Annotated in this window: 13 protein-coding genes; 5 read left to right on the forward strand and 8 right to left on the reverse strand. The window is 58.5% G+C overall.

Translation table 11 applies throughout. The annotated features are described in order from the left end of the window. Positions 1-118: 118 nt before the first annotated feature. Together AACL53_RS14520 and ftcD are read right to left on the reverse strand one after the other, a co-directional pair. Entirely contained in the window at positions 119-1,726 is a 1,608-nt protein-coding gene (locus tag AACL53_RS14520; RefSeq protein ID WP_339085241.1) for an APC family permease, read from the reverse strand. Positions 1,727-1,885: 159 nt separating this feature from the next. Beyond that, positions 1,886-2,827: a glutamate formimidoyltransferase gene (ftcD, locus tag AACL53_RS14525; protein ID WP_092863961.1), complete on the reverse strand. Its 942-nt coding sequence runs from the start codon at positions 2,825-2,827 to the stop codon at positions 1,886-1,888. A gap of 683 nt (positions 2,828-3,510) precedes the next feature. Between ftcD and AACL53_RS14530 the strand changes: the two genes are divergently transcribed. Continuing rightward, positions 3,511-4,197, forward strand: a complete 687-nt coding sequence (locus tag AACL53_RS14530) for a TetR/AcrR family transcriptional regulator (protein WP_339085242.1) — start codon at positions 3,511-3,513, stop codon at positions 4,195-4,197. Positions 4,198-4,202: 5 nt separating this feature from the next. Continuing rightward, positions 4,203-4,922, forward strand: coding sequence for a type 1 glutamine amidotransferase (locus tag AACL53_RS14535; RefSeq protein ID WP_339085243.1), 720 nt, complete (start codon positions 4,203-4,205; stop codon positions 4,920-4,922). 302 nt (positions 4,923-5,224) lie between these two features. Here the strand turns inward: AACL53_RS14535 and AACL53_RS14540 are convergent, their stop codons facing one another. From AACL53_RS14540 to AACL53_RS14565, 6 genes are all read right to left on the reverse strand, one after another. Further along, entirely contained in the window at positions 5,225-6,274 is a 1,050-nt protein-coding gene (locus AACL53_RS14540) for a DUF2776 family protein (protein WP_339085244.1), read from the reverse strand. 416 nt (positions 6,275-6,690) lie between these two features. After that, positions 6,691-8,109 (reverse strand): ATP-binding protein, encoded by a 1,419-nt coding sequence (locus AACL53_RS14545; protein ID WP_339085245.1) that lies wholly within the window; start codon positions 8,107-8,109, stop codon positions 6,691-6,693. Further along, positions 8,106-8,771: a response regulator gene (locus AACL53_RS14550; protein ID WP_339085246.1), complete on the reverse strand. Its 666-nt coding sequence runs from the start codon at positions 8,769-8,771 to the stop codon at positions 8,106-8,108. Before AACL53_RS14550 ends, AACL53_RS14545 begins: the two co-directional genes overlap by 4 nt. Positions 8,772-8,931: 160 nt before the next feature. Beyond that, the gene (locus AACL53_RS14555) at positions 8,932-10,119 is read right to left on the reverse strand and encodes an efflux RND transporter periplasmic adaptor subunit (protein ID WP_339085247.1); all 1,188 of its coding nucleotides are present in this window, start codon (positions 10,117-10,119) and stop codon (positions 8,932-8,934) included. Next, the gene (locus AACL53_RS14560) at positions 10,120-13,314 is read right to left on the reverse strand and encodes an efflux RND transporter permease subunit (RefSeq protein WP_339085248.1); all 3,195 of its coding nucleotides are present in this window, start codon (positions 13,312-13,314) and stop codon (positions 10,120-10,122) included. Between the two features lie 221 nt (positions 13,315-13,535). After that, complete coding sequence (locus AACL53_RS14565; protein ID WP_339085249.1) at positions 13,536-14,426, reverse strand: bestrophin family protein; 891 nt, start codon at positions 14,424-14,426, stop codon at positions 13,536-13,538. A 166-nt stretch (positions 14,427-14,592) separates the two neighbouring features. Here AACL53_RS14565 and AACL53_RS14570 point away from each other — a divergent pair, with 166 nt between their 5' ends. The 3 genes from AACL53_RS14570 (at position 14,593) to AACL53_RS14580 (ending at position 18,481) form a co-directional block, all read left to right on the forward strand. Further along, positions 14,593-15,942: a dicarboxylate/amino acid:cation symporter gene (locus AACL53_RS14570; protein WP_339085250.1), complete on the forward strand. Its 1,350-nt coding sequence runs from the start codon at positions 14,593-14,595 to the stop codon at positions 15,940-15,942. A gap of 268 nt (positions 15,943-16,210) precedes the next feature. Then, positions 16,211-17,299: an ABC transporter ATP-binding protein gene (locus tag AACL53_RS14575; protein ID WP_339085251.1), complete on the forward strand. Its 1,089-nt coding sequence runs from the start codon at positions 16,211-16,213 to the stop codon at positions 17,297-17,299. A gap of 18 nt (positions 17,300-17,317) precedes the next feature. Further along, the gene (locus AACL53_RS14580; protein ID WP_339085252.1) at positions 17,318-18,481 is read left to right on the forward strand and encodes a spermidine/putrescine ABC transporter substrate-binding protein; all 1,164 of its coding nucleotides are present in this window, start codon (positions 17,318-17,320) and stop codon (positions 18,479-18,481) included. The last annotated feature ends 81 nt before the right edge of the window (positions 18,482-18,562 follow it).

An 18,562-nucleotide genomic window follows, 5' to 3' on the forward strand; every position in this document is an offset into this window, starting at 1 on the left:
GACCTCGATCACCGGGCAAGAAATGGGAAGAGGCCCTGCGGAACCGGAGCCGCATCTCCGTCAGCACATCACCCGAAAGATGATGTAGCCACAGCCAATGTTACGAACGGATTCGCGATCAGCTCCCCCAGAAGATCTGGTACCCGATCAATATCGCGAGCGCATTGCCGGCAAGCGCGAGATAAGGAAGGATGCCTGCTCGGGTAGGAGTGAGTTCGGTCTCGCCTGGCGGGATCAGATCCGACAGCATATAGTCGGGAAACTTGCCGCGGTCGGTTACATAGTGCCGGTAAAGGAAGACCGGCACGGCGGCAAACAGGACCGTGAAGCCCAGAGGAAGCACTCCATCCCCCCACACGTTTGCACCAGCGCCGATCAAGAAGGCGTTCACAAACGATAGGCATCCCACAACGACCAACCAGAACATCGAAGCGCGGTACGGCCGTTTGGAACGCGGATTGTCAATGCGGTGTATCCATGCCGCACTCATATTGAGTGTGTGGAACATCAAGTAGTTGACGGCAGAAACAGCAAGCACGAACAGATAGTCAGACATGAGAAGAAGAAAGGCATTGAAAAAGAGGTCTACCCACATTGCGCGAGTGGGGACACCGTGCTCGTTGAGGTGGTCAAGGTATTTCGGAAACCAGCCATCATGTGCTCCCTGATAAAGGGTTCTGGCAGAGTCCGCCATGGCCGTCATCACCCCCAGCAGAAGGCTGAAGATCAGCATCACAACCAGCAGGTTGGTGAAGAATGGACCAGCTCCAACTAGGCCAGCAAACGCAGCGCCTACACCTTCTCCACTTTGGATTCCCGGTGACAGCATGCCTTCGGTTCCCAAGCCACCCTGGAATACGAAGGATACGAGGGCGTATACGACCAGGCAGATCACACCAGTCCAGATGACCGCCTTTGGCCCGCCAGTTTCTGGATCGCGCATCTCGCTCATAAAACAGACGGAACTTTCGGCAGCGTATGCCGACCAGGCGGCTATAAACAAACCGCCGAAGAACAGCTTCCACCCTTCAAAGTCCCAGGCTCCATTTAATGGTACGAACGGCGTGAAGTGCTCCATCGTGACTTTGCCGCCAAACAACGGCAGGAAGCAAACGAGCACCAACGGGAAGAGCCCACCGAGAGTCAGCGCGATCTGAACGCGTGCGGTTCTCGTGATCCCCGCATGTTGAATAGCCCAGATCGTCAACATGATGAGGGTGCCAAGAACGAATTGCATGTTGAGGCGGAGTGTCAGACCCGGCTTGATCGCGTTCAGATCGACGAGTGTGAAACTCCAAGTGTTCAAGACGTGATCCGGCGGGACGAAGACCGAAAGCACGTAGCCGGCCCCCAAACCAGAGCCGATAGCAAGGATCGGGCTGTATGCGATCCAGTTGCCCCAGACGGACATCGGCGCAACGACCTTAATGTGCCGGATCCAGGCGGTTGCACCATAGTTCGCGGTTCCACCGGATTTGTTTGGCAGCATCGCCGCCATTTCGGCATAGACAAACGTGGCTATCAACCCGATCGTAGCAGAGATCGTCCAAACCAGCGGTGACACGGTTCCGGTGACCGCGGAAATCCCCCCGAGACTGAACATCACCAGCGCGCACGCGCCTAGTGCAATGAAAACGACTTCCCACCAGCTTACCGCCCGAACCATATTTTCTTTGTGCGATGATGACACTATGACGTGTTCAGGATTCGAAACTTTAGAATCCATCTGATTTTCCTCCCATAGTTGCCGGCCCTCCCTAGGCGCCGCGTAACGGAATCAAAGCCGGCATCCATTTTCTCGGTGGTTGACACCGCTGTCGTGATGGAGCCGGCTTCGATTTCCTGTTATTTTTTTTTGTTGAGATTTTACGTGGGACGTTACGCTCTAGCCTTCGAGCTCGAGCAGATGGTTTTCGAGGATTTGCGTTTTGTAATCCCAGGGCCCGTTAATGGCCTCGAGCTGCAAGTACCATTCCGCAGTCTGAACGAGGACTTCCGCCGCGATAGTTCCACAAATCTGTCCGGCTAGAACGTTCACGCCGTAGCGTGCAGCTTCAGCCTTCAGAAGATTGTAAATTCTATGCAGCGGCGTCTGCAGCGGATTGCTGACTTCGATCGAAATGATGGCGACGTCTTTTCCAGTTCGGCGATGCTTATTCGGCAGGCCGATAGTGCCCTGGATGTTGGTAAAGCCGCCGGTCCTGCCTCTGATATAGCTCGCAAGCTTCTTAGCGATGGCGACATCCGTGGTATCGAGCACGACGTTGAAATAAGCGTCATGCTGTTCAAGAGCTCCGACGATCGTCGCTCCAGCGGTTGGATGCAGCTTGGCGGGACCGAGATCCGGCGCGCGGCTCGGATCCTTGAGGACTGCGTCTCTCAGCCCTTCGTAGTTGCCCTTGCGAATGGCCGTCAGCCCTTCGCGATCGGGCCGGCGAGCGTTTTTGCCCGTGAAGAAGACCGGAACCTGGTGCCGCTTGAAGATCTCCTTGCCGATCTCCTCAGCAAGCTCCCGGCATTCCTCGATCGTGACGTCCTTTGCCGGATAAATCTCGATGGTATCGACGGCACCGATGCGCGGATGGTGGCCCGTCTGCTTCTCCATGTCGATCAATTCGTATGCCTTGGCGCAAGACTCCAGAATCGCGTCCTTCATAACTTCAGGACGGCCAAGCAGCTCCACCGGAAGGCGATCGAAATCAGCATCAGGCTCATAACCGATCAGTTTCAGTCCGGGCCTGTTGCGATACGGAGCAATAATCTGGTCGATGACCTCCTTACGCTTACCGTCGCTGAAATTCGGATCTGAAAGAATGTACTTCGCCATAAAGTCCTCCTGCCCGGATGTAACGATTTGTTACCGGGATATCCCTGTGGTGTTGGGCACCCTGTGAGGATGCTTGCGTTTGAGAGAGCGGCATCGCCGAACGAACCTCCCGATCGCCAAAACCAAGAAATCGGAGGGTGCGGCTTGCCGTCCCTGAGTGAGGCTAGTTTCGGCTTTTTATTTAATCAAGCGATTAATTATATGCGGTGCATCATAGGAAACGGCGATTCGTGGACGTCGGAATTACTGATGCGATTTCCAGGCCGCAGCGCACTGAGCGCAACCGCTGCGAGAAGCGACGCAGAATGATGATTTCGATTTCTGACCGCCTTGTGCGCCGGCCAAACGGCCGCGTAGACGACGAAGCGCACAGTATCATTGAGAGATTCCGTCAGACGCCAGGAGATGAGTTGCCCGTCGCGGATGGCAACCTAAGATCAGCGGCTCGAGACGGCATCGAAGACGAAGGCGTCATCTCAACTGGGCTGCGGCATGAGAGAGTGCGAAGCAGCAATCCCAGAATCCACAGTCAAACTTTTTTTCAGTTGCACGTAGATCCTAGCAGTTTGCTACGGCTCACCTTAGGGTTTCGCCACGGGCAAGCCGGCGACTCGCGACAATGAAGTGCTTGACGCTGGTATACTGTGTAATTAATCCATCAATTGATTTTATGACGGGGTATCATGGGCCGAAAACGAAAAGAAATTGAACCAAAACTTGGGCGAAGAGCGGCAGTAGTCGCAGGACCCGATGCCGATGAACTCGCACGGATCGCTCTCGATTTATTTGCGGAGCGTCATTACTCGACCGTGACGATCAAGGACATCGGCAAAGCTGCTAACGTCAATAGCGCCATGATCTACTATCACTACCGGGACAAGCTCGCCTTATTTAACGCAGCGATTGACAGTGCGACGAGCGAGGCGTTCAGACACTTCGACGATAACATTCACAACGGCAAGCATGAGAACGCGGCTTCAGCGATCAATGCATGGTTCGACGTGCATGTGACCTTGTACAAGCGTCTGCGCAACGTCATCAAGATTAGCATGGACTGCAGTGGCCCAGAATTCTCGGACGCGAGAAGTACAATCAAAAACTTCTATAGCCATGAAAAGAAGATCCTCGGGGACATCATAAACGACGGCATCGACTCGGGCATTTTCCGTAAGGTCGATGTGTCGGTTGTGTGCACCATGATCTCCGCGTTCCTGGACGGCATTCTGGCGAGATCACTCATGCTCAAGGATTTCGACATGCTTAAGACAGTCGAAGAGTTCAAGCGGACACTCTGGCTTCATCTGGGGTATCGCACAGTGCCCGTCCGAACTTCGTCTCGCTCCAGCTCTACAGATCGCAAATCGGCCTGACACACATGCTTCCCGTTCTCATCGTCCAAAACGACCCCCAAGAAGGGGCGGGCTCGCTCGCCACTTTGATGGCCAAACGCGGTCTATCTCAGTTCATTGTCCAAGGCTTCAACGCACCGTATGCAGAGTTGACGCCTGAGCGCTTTAGCGCGCTCATCATACTGGGCGGAGCTCAGAGTGCGTATGAGACCGAGGCCTACCCGTACCTTGAACGCGAAATGGCTCTCGTGACGGCCTTCATGAGTGCCGACAAGCCGATCGCTGGCTTCTGTCTTGGTGCGCAGATTCTTGCCGCAGCACTGGGAGGAGATGTATGCGCTGGCGCGCAAAAGGAAATCGGCTGGTACGATCTCACATTGCGCGATGAGGCGGCGGACGATCCTCTCCTAAAGGGACACCCGAAAACGCTTCTTTCGTATCATTTCCATGGCGACGTTATTCGCCATATTCCCAACGGGATCGTTCTCGCTTCATCCGAGATGACGCCTTGGCAAACATTCCGTCATGGCCAGAAGGCATACGGATTCCAGTATCATGCTGAAGTGAATAGATCACTGCTTGCCGACATGTGCCGCAACAACGAGAGTTATCTCGCTGCCAACGGCATCGACGCCGACGCACTTATCGTCGCGAGCCAACCGCACCTGGCGGACTTCGAACACCATTGCGCGGGCATACTCGAGCGGTGGCTTGATCTATTTTCAATTGCCGAAGAAGTCCGTTGATCGAGTAATGGCCAATTCGAATCACCGATCTCTGCGAAGGTGGTCGCGGCTCGTCTAACCTGGTCCTGGACCTGATCCGGCCCTGCCCGCGCCCGATCTTTGCGACCTCGGTCAACCGCTTGATCGAAGGCTTCGTACGCGAGGCAATGCCACTCGTTTCGCTTCTAAGGCCGCTTACCAGCGCAGAGCGCGGGCTACTTGTACTCTACACAGCCAGCACGGCGATCATCATCCTGGATTCTGTCCGTTCAACTCGACATGCCGGCTGCTTCTGGCTCGGCCCATGCTGGTCACGCTCACACCTATTTCGATGATGTGCCTGCCTCCAGTATCGAGACGATCGAGAAGAGCGTGAAGCACACCGCCCCAAGTCCGACCATCACGCGCGAGGGCACGAAGTAGCCGGCATTGGCGTCCGCCGCTTCGAACAGGAACGCCGCGATGAACAGACAGGTCAATGCGGTCAAAACCGGCAGCAGGGGAATGCGATTGGCCAGCGGAAAGCTTCGGCGCCAGACGAGCGCCAGAAGAAGCGCCTTCGACAGAATGCTATAGCAGATGAGGCCCAGTCCGATCAGCACGATGCCCGGAGCGAGGCGATAGTCGTTATCGTTGCTGATAAGCACATAGATGCCGAGCAGGATGTTGATCGAGCCCATGACAACGACCAGCCAGCTCCACATCATGCGCTCGCCCTCCGTGAACACGTTGCGGATCTGGCGGACGATGGTTGCGACCAGGGCGGTCAGACTGAGGCAGATCGCAGACAGGCCGAACATCACGTGGCCGGCTACGTAGCCCGGCTGATCGCCTCGCATCAAAAGCCAATACGTCAACACGAAACCGACAATCGCGCAGATCACAGGAATAGCTATTAATTGCAAAGCTACGTGTTTCGTATGCGCGCCTTCCGGCGGCCCGTCTTCCGGCTTTCGCCCTGCACTGACGGTGATAAGCGTGAAAACTGTGGACGCCGTGGCAACCGTGCTTACGCAGATCGCGACCAATCCAACGCCGATGGCGATGTCTCCGGCGACGATGTGGTCCCCCGCATCGCTCGAAGCTGTTAGGGCGATGCCGTAGGCGATGGCGGCGAGCGCAACGATATATCCGGATGCCGGAAGGGCCACGCGCCAGAACTCGCTGTAGCGATGGATGAGCTGGCGGATAATCGTTGCCGCCGTGGTGAACAGCGCGTAGCAGATCGCCGTCAGCGCAATATTGACGTGACCCGCAATAAAGTGATTGGCGTCTGTTGCGCCGTACAGAATGTAAAGACCAAATGCGAGACAAATCGCGCCCATTATCAGGGGAATGGCGCGGAATAGTACGCTGATCGCGAGATTCATCATGGCCTCTCGGGGTATCCCCGGCTGAGGGTATTTGCTCCGGGGCGGCCTCAGGTGTGGTGAAAGTGCTCTGCAGGCGTCGAAATAGAACATTTTCCGCATGCCGCAGTTCCAGAGGTACCTAGCGGGCTAACTCGAATTTCGAATACGTCTTCGACAACGAGACCGTCGCGACCTCGTCAAGCTCTAGGCGTCCGTCGACTTATCCGAGGGAACTCGCATCGATATCGCGTATAAGACACGCGCATGTCGAAGTGCGTGGGCGTGGGCATGCGCACCGCAGTCACCCGCCGCAGGCTGCTAATAAGCTCGGCGTTTTGCGATTAATTGACCTATACTCCCCGAAAATCCGAAACCTTCGGGCAGTTCGAAATCACGTCACTCGCCGCACGATAGACGTGAATGCGTCGGCGATCCCACTAGGCGTCTATCGCTTCATGCCGTGAGCGCGCGCATTGACCGACGTTATCAGTGTCTGGCTCGTCGACGCGTGGTTCCGAAATTTCGATGCGAAGCTCCGCGCGCAAGCCGCCGCCCGATCGGTTTGAGAGTGCGAAACTTCCCTTCGCGCGAGCGAGCGCGAGATCCACGATTGTGAGACCGAGCCCGCTTCCGATTGCAGTCCGATTTCGCCCTCGAAAAAAACTATCCCTCACGTTGGCAAGCTCGTCGGCTGGTATTCCGGGCCCCTCGTCATCGATGTGGATTACCGCGACGTTACCATCTCGCTCAGCCGAACACCGCACGATGCCGGAAGACGGCGAATGAAGGATGGCATTCTCGAGGAGATTGCGAGCGGCCATCGCAAACAGGATCGGATCAATGTTCAGCCGAATGCCATCGAGGCTGCGATCGAAATGCACCTGCGCCGATTGGGATAGCTGGTAACGAAGTTGCTCATCGACGAATTCCAAACTATTGCGAAGTTCAATGCCATCCTCCGACGGATAAACTTCACTGGATTCGGCCGCCGTTATATCCATCAGTTGGCGAAGCAGGCGGGATGTACGATCGACACCGAAGGCAACCTGCCGAAGAGCATTATTGCGCACGGCGGGATCTTCGCTCGAAAGCGCGATTTGCGCTTGTACTTTTAAGCCTGCGATCGGCGTTCGCAATTCGTGCGCCGCGAAGGCCGTAAAGTTTCGCTCGTGCTCGCGCGCCGCGGTGACGCGATCAAACAGGCCGTTGAGCGACTTGATGACCGGCCGGATTTCGGACGGCGCTCCACTCTCAACGAGCGGACTGAGATCAGATGCACTGCGAGTCCGAAGCGCGCCAGCCATCCGGTTCAAAGGAGCCAGTCCCCGGCCAACGCTCAGCCAAATGAGGGCCGCCATGATGGGGGCGATGAGCATGAGTGGAATCAAAAGTCCTTTTATGACTCCAGCTACGAGCCGCTCCCTCACCCGCACGTTGTCGCCGACAAGCACGCGAATGCCTGCTGCTTGGTTCTCGACAGCATAGACACGCCAGCGTTCGCCACCGACGCTATTTTCCGAAAACCCCGAAGCATCTCCAGTCAGCGGCGTTTCGGGTGCATCATCGGAGCGCCCGACGAGCGATCCGTCGAGAGCCCAAATCTGACAAGATAGCTGCCGCTCATAAAGCGTGCGATTTGCGGCTGGGTCGAGCAGACTTTGCCCAGGACGATCGGAATGTTTCTCCTGATTGGTGATCAACGAATTCACCATTCGTGCCGCTTCGATCAGGCGGGCATCAAGCGCCCGCTCCACCTCGGCACTCGTGCTGAAATAGATCCAGCAGGCCGCGCCGGTCCAGGCGCCTCCGGTCGTCAGCATAAGGATGAGGAACAAGCGCGCGCGGATGGACCTCATGGTGCGTCCTCGTACAGCCGATAGCCGATGCCACGCACGGTCTCGATCACGTGATTACCGAGCTTGGCGCGCAGGTGATGAATGTGGACTTCGACCGTGTTGCTTTCGACATCCTCCTGCCAACCGTAAAGCTTTTCCTCGAGCTGGCGCTTGGAAAGAATTTGACCGGGTCGATCCATCAAGACTTTCAAAATCGAAAATTCGCGCCGGGAAAGCCGCACCTGGTCGCCGGATTTTCTGACTGTCATCGAGGCAGGCTCGATCACAATATCCCGCCACGCGATGGTCTCCGTCGCGCGCCCCGCGGCGCGCCGGATCAGCGCTCGCAAGCGAGCGGCCACTTCGTCGAGGTCGAACGGCTTTCCGAGATAATCATCCGCGCCGGCATCGAGCCCCGTGATCCGGTCGACGACGGTATCTCGCGCCGTCAGCAACAGCACGGGAACAGTGTTCCCGCGTTGGCGCAACGATCCCAACAAGTCCAAACCGGAACCGTCCGGCAACATCTGATCGAGCACGATCGCATCGAACTCACCTGCGCGCATCGCCGTTTCGGCCTCCGCGTAGCAGGCCGCGATTTCCACGGTGAAGCCGCTGAGATTCAATCCCACCTGCAAGCCATCGAGCAGAATGGCATCATCCTCAACAACGAGGATCCGCATCGATATTCCCATCCTCTGCTTCAGCGCAAAGCACTCAGGTGCCGCTCGCCGAGGTTCCGGCAAGACCATCATCGTGGCATCAGTTAGACGCCGCTTAAGGCCGGCTTAAGAACAGCAACCGATCTGCGACGTTTTCTACTCCCCGCGAGACGTTGCGGCATCAGCTGACGCCTTGATCCTTTGTCACTTGGACATCGACCTTATCGCCCTCCCGGAGAAGCGCATTCGGGCTGATGACGACACGATCTCCGGTCGTCAATCCTGACGTAACGACGACACGTTCGCCAAGATCGCGATCGACGACAATTGGCTTGACGCGCACCACGCCCTGATTGTCGACGACGATAACCGCCTGACGACCTGCACGCGTAACGATCGTGTTTGTCGGCACCAGCACGGCCCCTTTGGCGTCGCTCACATCAATCTTCACTTGGCCGATCAATCCGGCTGGGATGCGCCGCTCGGGATTCGGCATGAGAAATTCCACGCGCATGGTGCCTGATGACGGGTCGATCAGACCCGATGAGCGCCCGACGCTGGCGTTAAACGTTTCCCCTGGTAGCTCCGCGAACGCGACACGAGCCCGTGTCCCCGCGCCGACCTTGAGCGAGGACGATTGCGGGACGTCAATTTCAAGCCTCAACTCGTCGAGCCGGCCGATCCGAAGCAAAAAGCCTTCGGACTGAGTTTGATTGGCCGTAACTTTGTTGCCGCGTTCGACCTGACGCGCGATGATGGTGCCGGCGAAGGGTGCACGCACGGTTTGGAAACTCTGAATTTCCTCGAGCCGCTTCTCCTCGGCACGAGCCGCTGCAAGGTCTGCCTCGGCTGTCAACTTTGCAGCAAAACGCTCATCGCGAATTTGCACCGAGACATGCCCTTTCGGCGCCAGGACTTCCGCACGCTCCAGCTCCAACGTTGCAAGGGTGAGCCGCGCTTCGATCTGGCGGACGGCCGCGCGTGCCCGCATCAGCTCCTGATCAACCTCCGGCGCCTCGATCCGTAGGAGCACGTCGCCCCCTTCAACGCGGTCGCCAATGTCAACGAGGCGCTCGGCGACGACGCCGCTCACGCGCGACAGGATGTAAGCTTGCTCTGCCGGCGCTGTCCGCGCGGACAGCGTGAGCGTCGAAGTCTCGGAAGCGGGCTCGGGTTTGACGATGCGGACCGAGCGGGCACTCGAGCTTTTTCCATCGCGCGAGCCGCCGTCGGCAGCTTCGGCCACCCGCTGCAAGCCAACCAGCTTCTCGAGGAAGCCGGCAGCGCCGCCGTCCCGGAACATCAAGCCGCCAAGGCCTGCGCACGAAACGAAGAGAATGGTCGCGGCGACAAACTTCTTCGGGGCCATTCAATGTGCTCCTGCACTTTTCGCGATTGGTAAGGTAACGCCGCTATCCGCATCAGCGATGAGCCGATTTCTGGTTCGACGCAGACGTAAAGACAGCAGCGTAGCAAAGAGGAACGGCACGAACGTCAACGTGGCGCCAGTCCCGAACAAGAGCCCGCCAACCACGGCGCGCCCGAGCGGCGCGTTCTGTTCTCCGCCCTCGCCGAGCCCGAGCGCCATCGGGAGAATGCCGACGATCATCGCCGTGGCTGTCATCAGCACCGGCCTGAGCCGCGTCCGCACGGCATCGAGCGCCGCTTGAGCCGGCGTTTCGCCCTCATGCAAGCGGTCGCGCGCGAAGCTCGTGACCAATACGCTGTTCGCCGTTGAAACGCCGATGACCATGATGAGACCCGTGAGAGCCGGAACGGAGAGCGGCGTGCCCGTCACGTAGAGTGCAAACATTGCCCCGGAGATAGCGACCGGCAGACCGCCCATGGCGATCAGCGGCATCAGCCACGATTGGAAATTCACGACCATCACGAGATAGACGAACACCGCGGCCATCATCAGGCCGGAAATCATCTCGCCGTAGGCCTGCGCCATCGATTGGGCCTGACCGGCGATCTCGATGCGATTACCGGGCTTCAGACGGGGCCTCACTGCGTCGACCGCGAGTTGCACGTCCTGGTAGACGCCGCCGAGATCGCGTCCTTCGGTGTTGGCCAACAGGGTCGTCATGGGCTGCAAGGTGACCCGGTCGATATTGGCCGCCAATGTTCTAAGCTGCAGGGTGGCAAACGATCTGAGCGTGATCTGCTGGCCGTTCGCCGCTGTTTTCACCGGTATATTGAGCAACTGCTCCAGCGAATTTAGATTTACCGGCGGCGCGACGACCTGAACCGTGTACGACATGCCCTGGCTGGGATCGCTCCAGAAGTTCGGCGACACGGTTCCGGAGGCGCCGAGAACCGTCAGCAACGCTGTCGCCGCATCTTGCGGCGTCACGCCGAGCTGCAGCGCGCGCATCCGGTCGATTTCGAGATAATAAGACGGCAGATCGCGCACTTGCCGCGGTGTGATGTCGACCGCGCCAGGGATCTCCTTCATGCGCGCCATCAAATTACGAGCGATCTCGGCGTTGCCGGCAACGTCACGTCCGATCACGCGCACCTCGATCGCGGTCTGGGTGCCGGCCGCGAGAGTTTGAGCCGTCGCGTCCGCCGGGCGAAAATAGAATGCCAATTCAGGGAAACGCTCTTTGAGTTTCTCGCGAATTTGGCTGACGTATCCTGCGGTCGGAGCGTGCGAACTGGCAAGCTGCACGAGGATCTCGCCGTCGAAGGAGCCGATGACTCCGCTTTCGACCCACGCGAGATTGATCGGCTCCGGACTGCCGATGGTCTCGGCAATGAAGCCGACTTCGTCTTCGGGAATAATGCTGCGAATTTCGTGCTGCACGTCGGCAAATTTGCGCGCGGTTTCTTCAAGTCTGAGCCCGGTTTGCGCGCGGACATAGAGCCTGATCATGCCGGCATCCGCTTCCGGAAAGAACTCACGGCCGACGTTCGTGCCAGCGAACGTCCCGAGCGCGAGTGCGAAGACAAGGCCCGCAACGGGAAAGACTTTCCATGCGAGGAGAAACTGCGCGATGCGCGCTATTCGCCGTTCGAGGTAGGCGAGGCCACCTTCAACGGCCCGCGAAACGAGGCCCGGGTGGTGGGGCTGATGCGGGTCGTGCGCGCTCAGCATGAGCGAAGCAAGAGATGGAACCAAAGTTCTCGACAGTATGAACGATGCCGCCATCGCGAACACGACGGCGAGCGCCAGCGGGACGAAGACGAACGCCGCGATGCCCGTCAGCAGGAAGAGAGGCGAGAAGACGATGCAGATCGCAACAGTCGACACAAACTCCGGAAACACGACCTCGCTTGCACTCTTCAGGATTGCTTCCTGCAACGGAAGACCAGCCTCGAGGTTCCGGTTGATGTTCTCGATCTCAACGAGCGCATTGTCCACCAGGATGCCGATGGCAAGCATCAAGCCGCCGAGCGTCATCAGATTGAACGTATTGCCGGTCAGCGCCAGACCTGCAACGGAGGCAAGAAGCGCCAGCGGAATGGACGTGAGTACGATCAGCGACGACCGCCAGCTCCCTAGGAACACCAGAACAACAAAGGCCACAAGAAGGCCGACGATAATTGCCTCGATCGCCACGTTATCGATCGCGCGACTAACGAATTGGGACTGATCGAATACCGGCGCGATCGTCACGCCCTCGGGCGCCGCCGCCTGCAGTTCTCCCATGCGTTGCTTGATCTGCTGGACGATGCCGAGGGTCGACGCATCTCCAAGCTTCAGAATCGAGACTATGACCGCGTTTTGTCCGTCGAGACGGGCGATATTGCTCTGCACGGCCTGCCCGTCTCGCACGCTCGCAACATCGGAGACGCGGATCACGCGGCCATCCACGGATCGCAACGGAAGATCGGCGAAACTGGCGATCTGCTCGGGGCTTGCATTCGTCGTGATGGCGATTTCGCGGGTATCGATACGGAGCGCGCCGGATGGAAGCGTCAGGTTCTGCATGGCCGTTGCCCGCGCGACCTCGCTCGGTGAAATACCGTAGGCTTGCAACGCCTCCGGTTTGAGATCGATCATGACCTGGCGCGATGCGCCGCCATAAGGCAGCGTCAACCGGATGCCGGGGATGGACTGAATCTGCGCGCGGAGTTGAAGCCGCGCATAGTCGTAGAGGGCGCCGTCCGACAGCGTATCGGAAGCGAGCACGAGTTGTAGGATCGGCACGCTGGAGGGAACATAAGGCACGATCAACGGGGGGCTCGTTCCCGGCGGCATCCGCCTGAGAATAGTTTGGCTCACCGATGTCACCTGCGCGAACGCATTCGTCACATCGGTGCCCGGCTGAAAAGCAACCCGGATGATGCCGACGCCGTTGATCGTTTCGGAACGCACCTCGCGAAGATTATCGACGTTGTTCATGATCGCGAGTTCGCTGAAGGAGGTCAGCTTGCTCGCCATCTCTTGCGGATTAAGACCCTGGTATGTCCAGATGACGTTGATGGCCGGAATGTTGACCGCCGGGAGAATGTCGGTCGACATGCGCCGGGCCGCCATTCCGCCGACAAGCAGCAGAAGCATCGCGAGCACCCCGATGCTGTGGCGATGGCTGATCGCGTAACGAACAATCCACATGCGTTCCTGCCCTCTGACGATTTTCCAGGGCAGCAACCCCAGTGCAGCATCCCCATGCCTCTCCAATCCGGTGCACCTTAAGCCAAGCTTAAGTTCGCACTCTCGGGACTTGGAGCGGCCGCGTCATTTTCGGCGGCAAATTTCAACGGGCCATTCGCTGAACGGCCAGGCGGGCCTCGATAGGCCGGAGTCGTCGCGCAGGTGCGAGTGCCGCCTATAGCTCACAACAAAACATAGCCGACTGGCTTTAGTTCATCAGGCAACGGTCCCATGCCCAGAAAGTCCATTGTCTCTCGCTCCATCGTCCTGACCAGCGCTCGAACAGGCAGGCTGTTGTCGGCCGATCCGAAGGGTTCTGCCAGATCATCGCCGATCGCATCCAGGCCGAAGAACGTATAGCTGATGAAGGCGACGATGATCGGCGTGCCCCAACCAAGCTGAGGCGCAAGAGCGAACGGAAGCAGGGCACAAAACAGATAGACTGTCCGGTGAATGAGAAGCGTGTAGGCAAAGGGCAACGGCGTGGATTTGATGCGCTCGCAACCCGCTTGCACATTGGAAATTGCATTCATGCGGATGGCGGCAGAGGAATAACGCCAATCCGAGATCTCACCAGCTTTGTTAAGCGCGAGGAGTTCTCCTCCAATCTGCCTGAGAATGGTATCGCAGACGTTGGGGCCAGCCGAGACGGTTATCCTCCAAGGCCGCGCTGCGGCAATCTCATCTTCATCGCGAAGGCGCGCCGAAAGGGCGTGTACGTAGGCGATAAGCGGGACGAAAATTCGCTTTTTTGCCTCACCGTCTAAATCCGACAATTCCCGGCACAACGACCGGGCTTGCACCAGAAGCTCGCCCCACTGCTTGCGTCCCTCCCACCAACGATCGTAAGCCGCGCTGTTCCTGAAACTCATAAACACGGATATCGCGATCCCGATCAGACCAAACGGAGCGGTGCCGAGATGTGATAGCGGCTCGAAGTGAAAATTGCCGACGTAGACGACCAAACACGCCAACATTGTAATAAACAGGCAGCGCCATGCGACCCGGCCGGCGATCGAACCGCGAACCGCGAAAAGAATGTCGAACAAAGAAGCGTTCGGTCTGACGATCAAAGAAGATTCTCCTTTAGTGACAAAGCTTGTCGCGAAAGACCTAGACGCATGGATTCGAGTCTGTGTTTAGGACATTTCCCCGTGCGCGGACGTGTCGATTCGACTCATCGGCCGGAACTTGGCCTATACTCCCCGAAAATCCAAAGCCTCGGGGGAGTTCGAAACAATGTTGCTGACTGCGCGGCCCGGCGATGAGCTGCCCGAGGCTCCGTCTAGGCCTTTCTATTCCCACCTCTACGTGCAGGTGCTGAGCGCCATCGTGGCCGGTGTTCTGCTGGGTCACTTTTATCCCGATATCGCTGTCCAGATGAAGCCGCTCGGGGACGCCTTCATCAAGCTCATTAAGATGATCATCGCGCCGGTCATCTTCTGCACTGTGGTCCATGGCATCGCGTCGATGTCGAACCTGAAGGCCGTTGGCAGCGCGGGTATAAAGGCACTCGTCTACTTCGAGGTCGTGACGACGCTGGCGCTCATCATCGGCATGGCGGTCGCGAACGTCGTTCGCCCGGGCGCGGGCATGAACATAGATCCGAGCCAGCTCGATGCTTCCGCGGTGGCGAGTTACGTCACCAAGGCGCACGCGGAAGGCACAGTCGAGTTCCTGCTCGATATCATTCCGAAGACCGCCCTCGGCGCGTTCGTCGACGGCAACATTCTGCAGATCCTGTTTTTTGCGCTGCTGTTCGCCTTCGCGCTCCAGGCCATGGGCCAACGCGGCAAGCTCGTGCTCGATCTCGTCGATCAGACTTCGCATGTTCTTTTCGGCATCGTCGGCATCATCATGAAAGCGGCGCCCATCGGCGCTTTCGGCGCCATGGCCTTCACGATCGGGAAATACGGCGTTTCGGCGCTCGGCTCTCTCGCAGCCTTGATGGGCACATTCTATCTCACGTGTATCATTTTCATCGTTTTCGTTCTGGGTTCCATTTCCTGGTTCGCGGGCTTCAGCATCTTCAAGTTCATCCGCTACATCAAGGATGAGCTGCTGATCGTGCTTGGCACATCATCTTCCGAGTCGGTTCTGCCTCGGATGATCGCGCGAATGAAGCGGCTTGGTTGCGATGAGTCCATCGTCGGGCTGGTCATCCCGACGGGCTATGCGTTCAACCTGGATGGCACCTGCATCTACCTGACGATGGCGACGCTGTTCCTCGCGCAAGCGACCAATGTCGATCTATCGCTCGCACAACAGCTCGGCATTCTCACGGTTCTCCTGCTGACTTCGAAGGGCGCCGCCGGGGTTACGGGATCGGGCTTCATCGTGCTCGCGGCGACACTTGCCGCCAGCGGTACGATCGACGTGACCGCGATGGCGATCATACTCGGCATCGATCGCTTCATGTCGGAGGCGCGCGCACTGACGAACCTCATCGGCAACGGAGTTGCGACGGTCGTCGTCGCCAAGATGGAGGGAGCGCTCGATATTGAACGGATGCATGCCGAGCTTGATCGACACGCAGGGCCGAGCGTGAGCCAGGAAGGTCAGGGCCTTGAACCATCCCGAGTGTCGTAACTCCGGGCAGGGTGCTCCAACTCCGGACTGGGTTTGGCGACACGGTCCCTTACTTGGATTGACGATTGATCATTGTGCCTGTCGATCAGGCGGCCGGATCACATTGTGGTTCTAGTCAAGGGCTGACTCCGGCTGCCGGCGAAAAATTGCCGTTGCGGTAACGGGGCCGCTTTGCTTTATCTGTCAGGAAACTTCATTCACTACTAAGATCGATCGCCGCGCCACTCGCCACGCCACTGGGGTTAAGGATACAGACCGGGAATCCTGTTTGCACAATGACATTGAGTTCCGTTCGGTCACCAAGAACTATGGTGCGGTAACGGCCGTTTCGGATGTCGATCTGCAAGTACCGAAGGGGGCCTTTCTCGCGCTCCTCGGCCCTTCAGGCTGTGGGAAGACGACGTGCCTGCGGATGATCGGAGGCTTCGAGCAGCCCACTTCCGGCACGGTATTGATCAGCGGACGGGAAATGAACGGCATCGCGCCGTACCGCCGGCCCGTCAACATGGTGTTCCAGCACTACGCATTGTTTCCGCACCTCAATGTCGAACAGAACGTCGGCTACGGGCTGAAGCAGATGCGCCCTCGCATCGAGGCGTCCGAGATTGCACGGAAGGTTGCCCTGGCACTCGAGATGGTGCGCCTTGGCGGCTTTGCGCAGCGGCGCGTCCATGAGTTATCCGGCGGACAGCAGCAGCGGGTCGCGCTGGCGCGGGCGATTGTGAACAAGCCCGCCGTTCTCCTACTCGACGAACCGCTTGCGGCGCTCGACCGAAAGCTCCGAACTGCGATGCAGATCGAGTTGCAGACGCTGCAGCGCGAACTCGGCATCACCTTCGTGCTCGTCACGCACGACCAGGAAGAAGCCTTGTCGATGGCGGATCTGGTTTGCGTGATGAATGCCGGCACCATCCGGCAGCTCGGTGCCCCGCAGGAGGTTTACGACCACCCGACCGACCTGTTCGTGGCGGATTTCGTCGGCAAGACCAATCGCGTGACGGCGATGCTGGAGGCCGACGGCCGAACCTTGCGGCTCGCGGATGGATCGGCACTCAACGTCGGTGAGCGGCGCGGCATGACCGCTGGCGATGCGATCCTGGCCATTCGCCCTGAAGCCATTCGCGTCGATCGCCATGCCAAGCCTGGAGCCACCGGCTTCCAGGGCACCGTGACAAATCGGATATTCCTCGGCTCGACCGCTGAGTATTCTGTCGCCGTTCCGGGCCTCGGCGACTTTCTGATTACGTCCGACCGCCGCAACCTTCACGAAAGCGAACTCGTCGAGCCGGGGCAGACGGTCTTCCTCGGCTTCGATCCCACCACTGCTCATCTCTTTCCTGTTTCAAGCACCGCCTGACCAGAAGGGAACACGCTCATGACCAAGAAGCACAGGGAAAATCTACCGATCTCGCCTGACGACTTCATGCACGAGTTCATGCGCCTTAAGCGTGGCTCGGTGACCCGGCGCCACTTCCTCGGCGTCACCGGTCTCGGCCTCGCAACAGCTGTGATGGCACGCACCCCAGGCGCGTTTTCGACGGCCGCATACGCCGCGGAAGACCTCGGCACGAAGATGTCGATCGCCACTTGGCCGAACTATCACGATCCAGCGACATTCGAAAACTTCAAGGCTGCGACCGGCGTCGCGGTCGAGGTCAACGTCTTCGGTTCGAACGAAGAGATGTTGGCCAAACTGCAGGCCGGCGCTACCGGCTGGTCGCTGTTCGTGCCGACCAACTACACGATTTCGACCTATCACAAGCTGGGTCTGATCGACGAACTCGATCTGTCGAAGCTATCGAACTTCAGTGCCGCGACCGAGAACCCGCGTTTCACCAAGGAAGGGCAGATCGACGGGAAGACGTACGCTGTGCCGAAGAACTGGGGCACCACGGGCTTTGCCGTCAACACCTCTAAGATCAAGACGCCAATGAAGACCTGGAAGGACTTTTTCGAGGTTGCCCAGACCGAGGGCGATCATCGCGCGATGGTGCATGATTACCAGCTGACCACGATCGGCAATGCGCTGGTGGCGCTTGGCTACGGCTTCAATTCGATCAAACCAGACGAGCTCGCCAAGGCGGAAGAATTGCTCATCAAGGTCAAGCCGCATCTTTTCGCGATCAACAGCGACTACCAGCCTGGCATGCGCGCGACCGATGCCTGGATGACCATGTGCTGGACCAACGACGGCGCGCAGCTCAATCGCGACATACCGGCGATCGCATACGTTCTGGGCACGGACGGCGGCGAGATCTGGACGGATTACTACGCTATCCCAAAGGATGCTCCGAACAAGGCGGCAGGCTATGCGCTGCTCAATTACCTGATGGAGCCGCAGAACGCGGTGAAGGAGCATATCGCCAACGGCGCTCCGACCACCGATAGCCGGGTGATCTCGCTGCTGCCCAAAGACGTCGTTTCGAACAAGATCGTCTATCCGGATGAAGCCGCGTTGACGCCACTTGAATTCGGCGCGGCCGTGACGCTGACCGACCCTGGCCGGGCCGAGCTGATGGCGCGCTTCAAGTCCGCCTAAGCAAGCCCGCCTTAGTTGCCTTTGAGACCACAGTCCGGTCCTCGCCATTGCCGCGAGAACCGGACTGCCTCAGGGAAAGCA

The sequence above is a fragment of the Hyphomicrobium sp. ghe19 genome, assembly GCF_902712875.1.
Classification (GTDB): Bacteria; Pseudomonadota; Alphaproteobacteria; order Rhizobiales; family Hyphomicrobiaceae; genus Hyphomicrobium_B.

Coding starts and splice junctions, on each gene's coding strand:
- ftcD (WP_092863961.1), bottom strand. CDS start 2,827: ATGGCGAAGTACATTCTTTCAGATCCGAATTTCAGCGACGGTAAGCGT.
- AACL53_RS14520 (WP_339085241.1), bottom strand. CDS start 1,726: ATGGATTCTAAAGTTTCGAATCCTGAACACGTCATAGTGTCATCATCG.
- AACL53_RS14540 (WP_339085244.1), bottom strand. CDS start 6,274: ATGATGAATCTCGCGATCAGCGTACTATTCCGCGCCATTCCCCTGATA.
- AACL53_RS14550 (WP_339085246.1), bottom strand. CDS start 8,771: ATGCGGATCCTCGTTGTTGAGGATGATGCCATTCTGCTCGATGGCTTG.
- AACL53_RS14580 (WP_339085252.1), top strand. CDS start 17,318: ATGACCAAGAAGCACAGGGAAAATCTACCGATCTCGCCTGACGACTTC.
- AACL53_RS14560 (WP_339085248.1), bottom strand. CDS start 13,314: ATGTGGATTGTTCGTTACGCGATCAGCCATCGCCACAGCATCGGGGTG.
- AACL53_RS14530 (WP_339085242.1), top strand. CDS start 3,511: ATGGGCCGAAAACGAAAAGAAATTGAACCAAAACTTGGGCGAAGAGCG.
- AACL53_RS14535 (WP_339085243.1), top strand. CDS start 4,203: ATGCTTCCCGTTCTCATCGTCCAAAACGACCCCCAAGAAGGGGCGGGC.
- AACL53_RS14570 (WP_339085250.1), top strand. CDS start 14,593: ATGTTGCTGACTGCGCGGCCCGGCGATGAGCTGCCCGAGGCTCCGTCT.
- AACL53_RS14545 (WP_339085245.1), bottom strand. CDS start 8,109: ATGAGGTCCATCCGCGCGCGCTTGTTCCTCATCCTTATGCTGACGACC.
- AACL53_RS14555 (WP_339085247.1), bottom strand. CDS start 10,119: ATGGCCCCGAAGAAGTTTGTCGCCGCGACCATTCTCTTCGTTTCGTGC.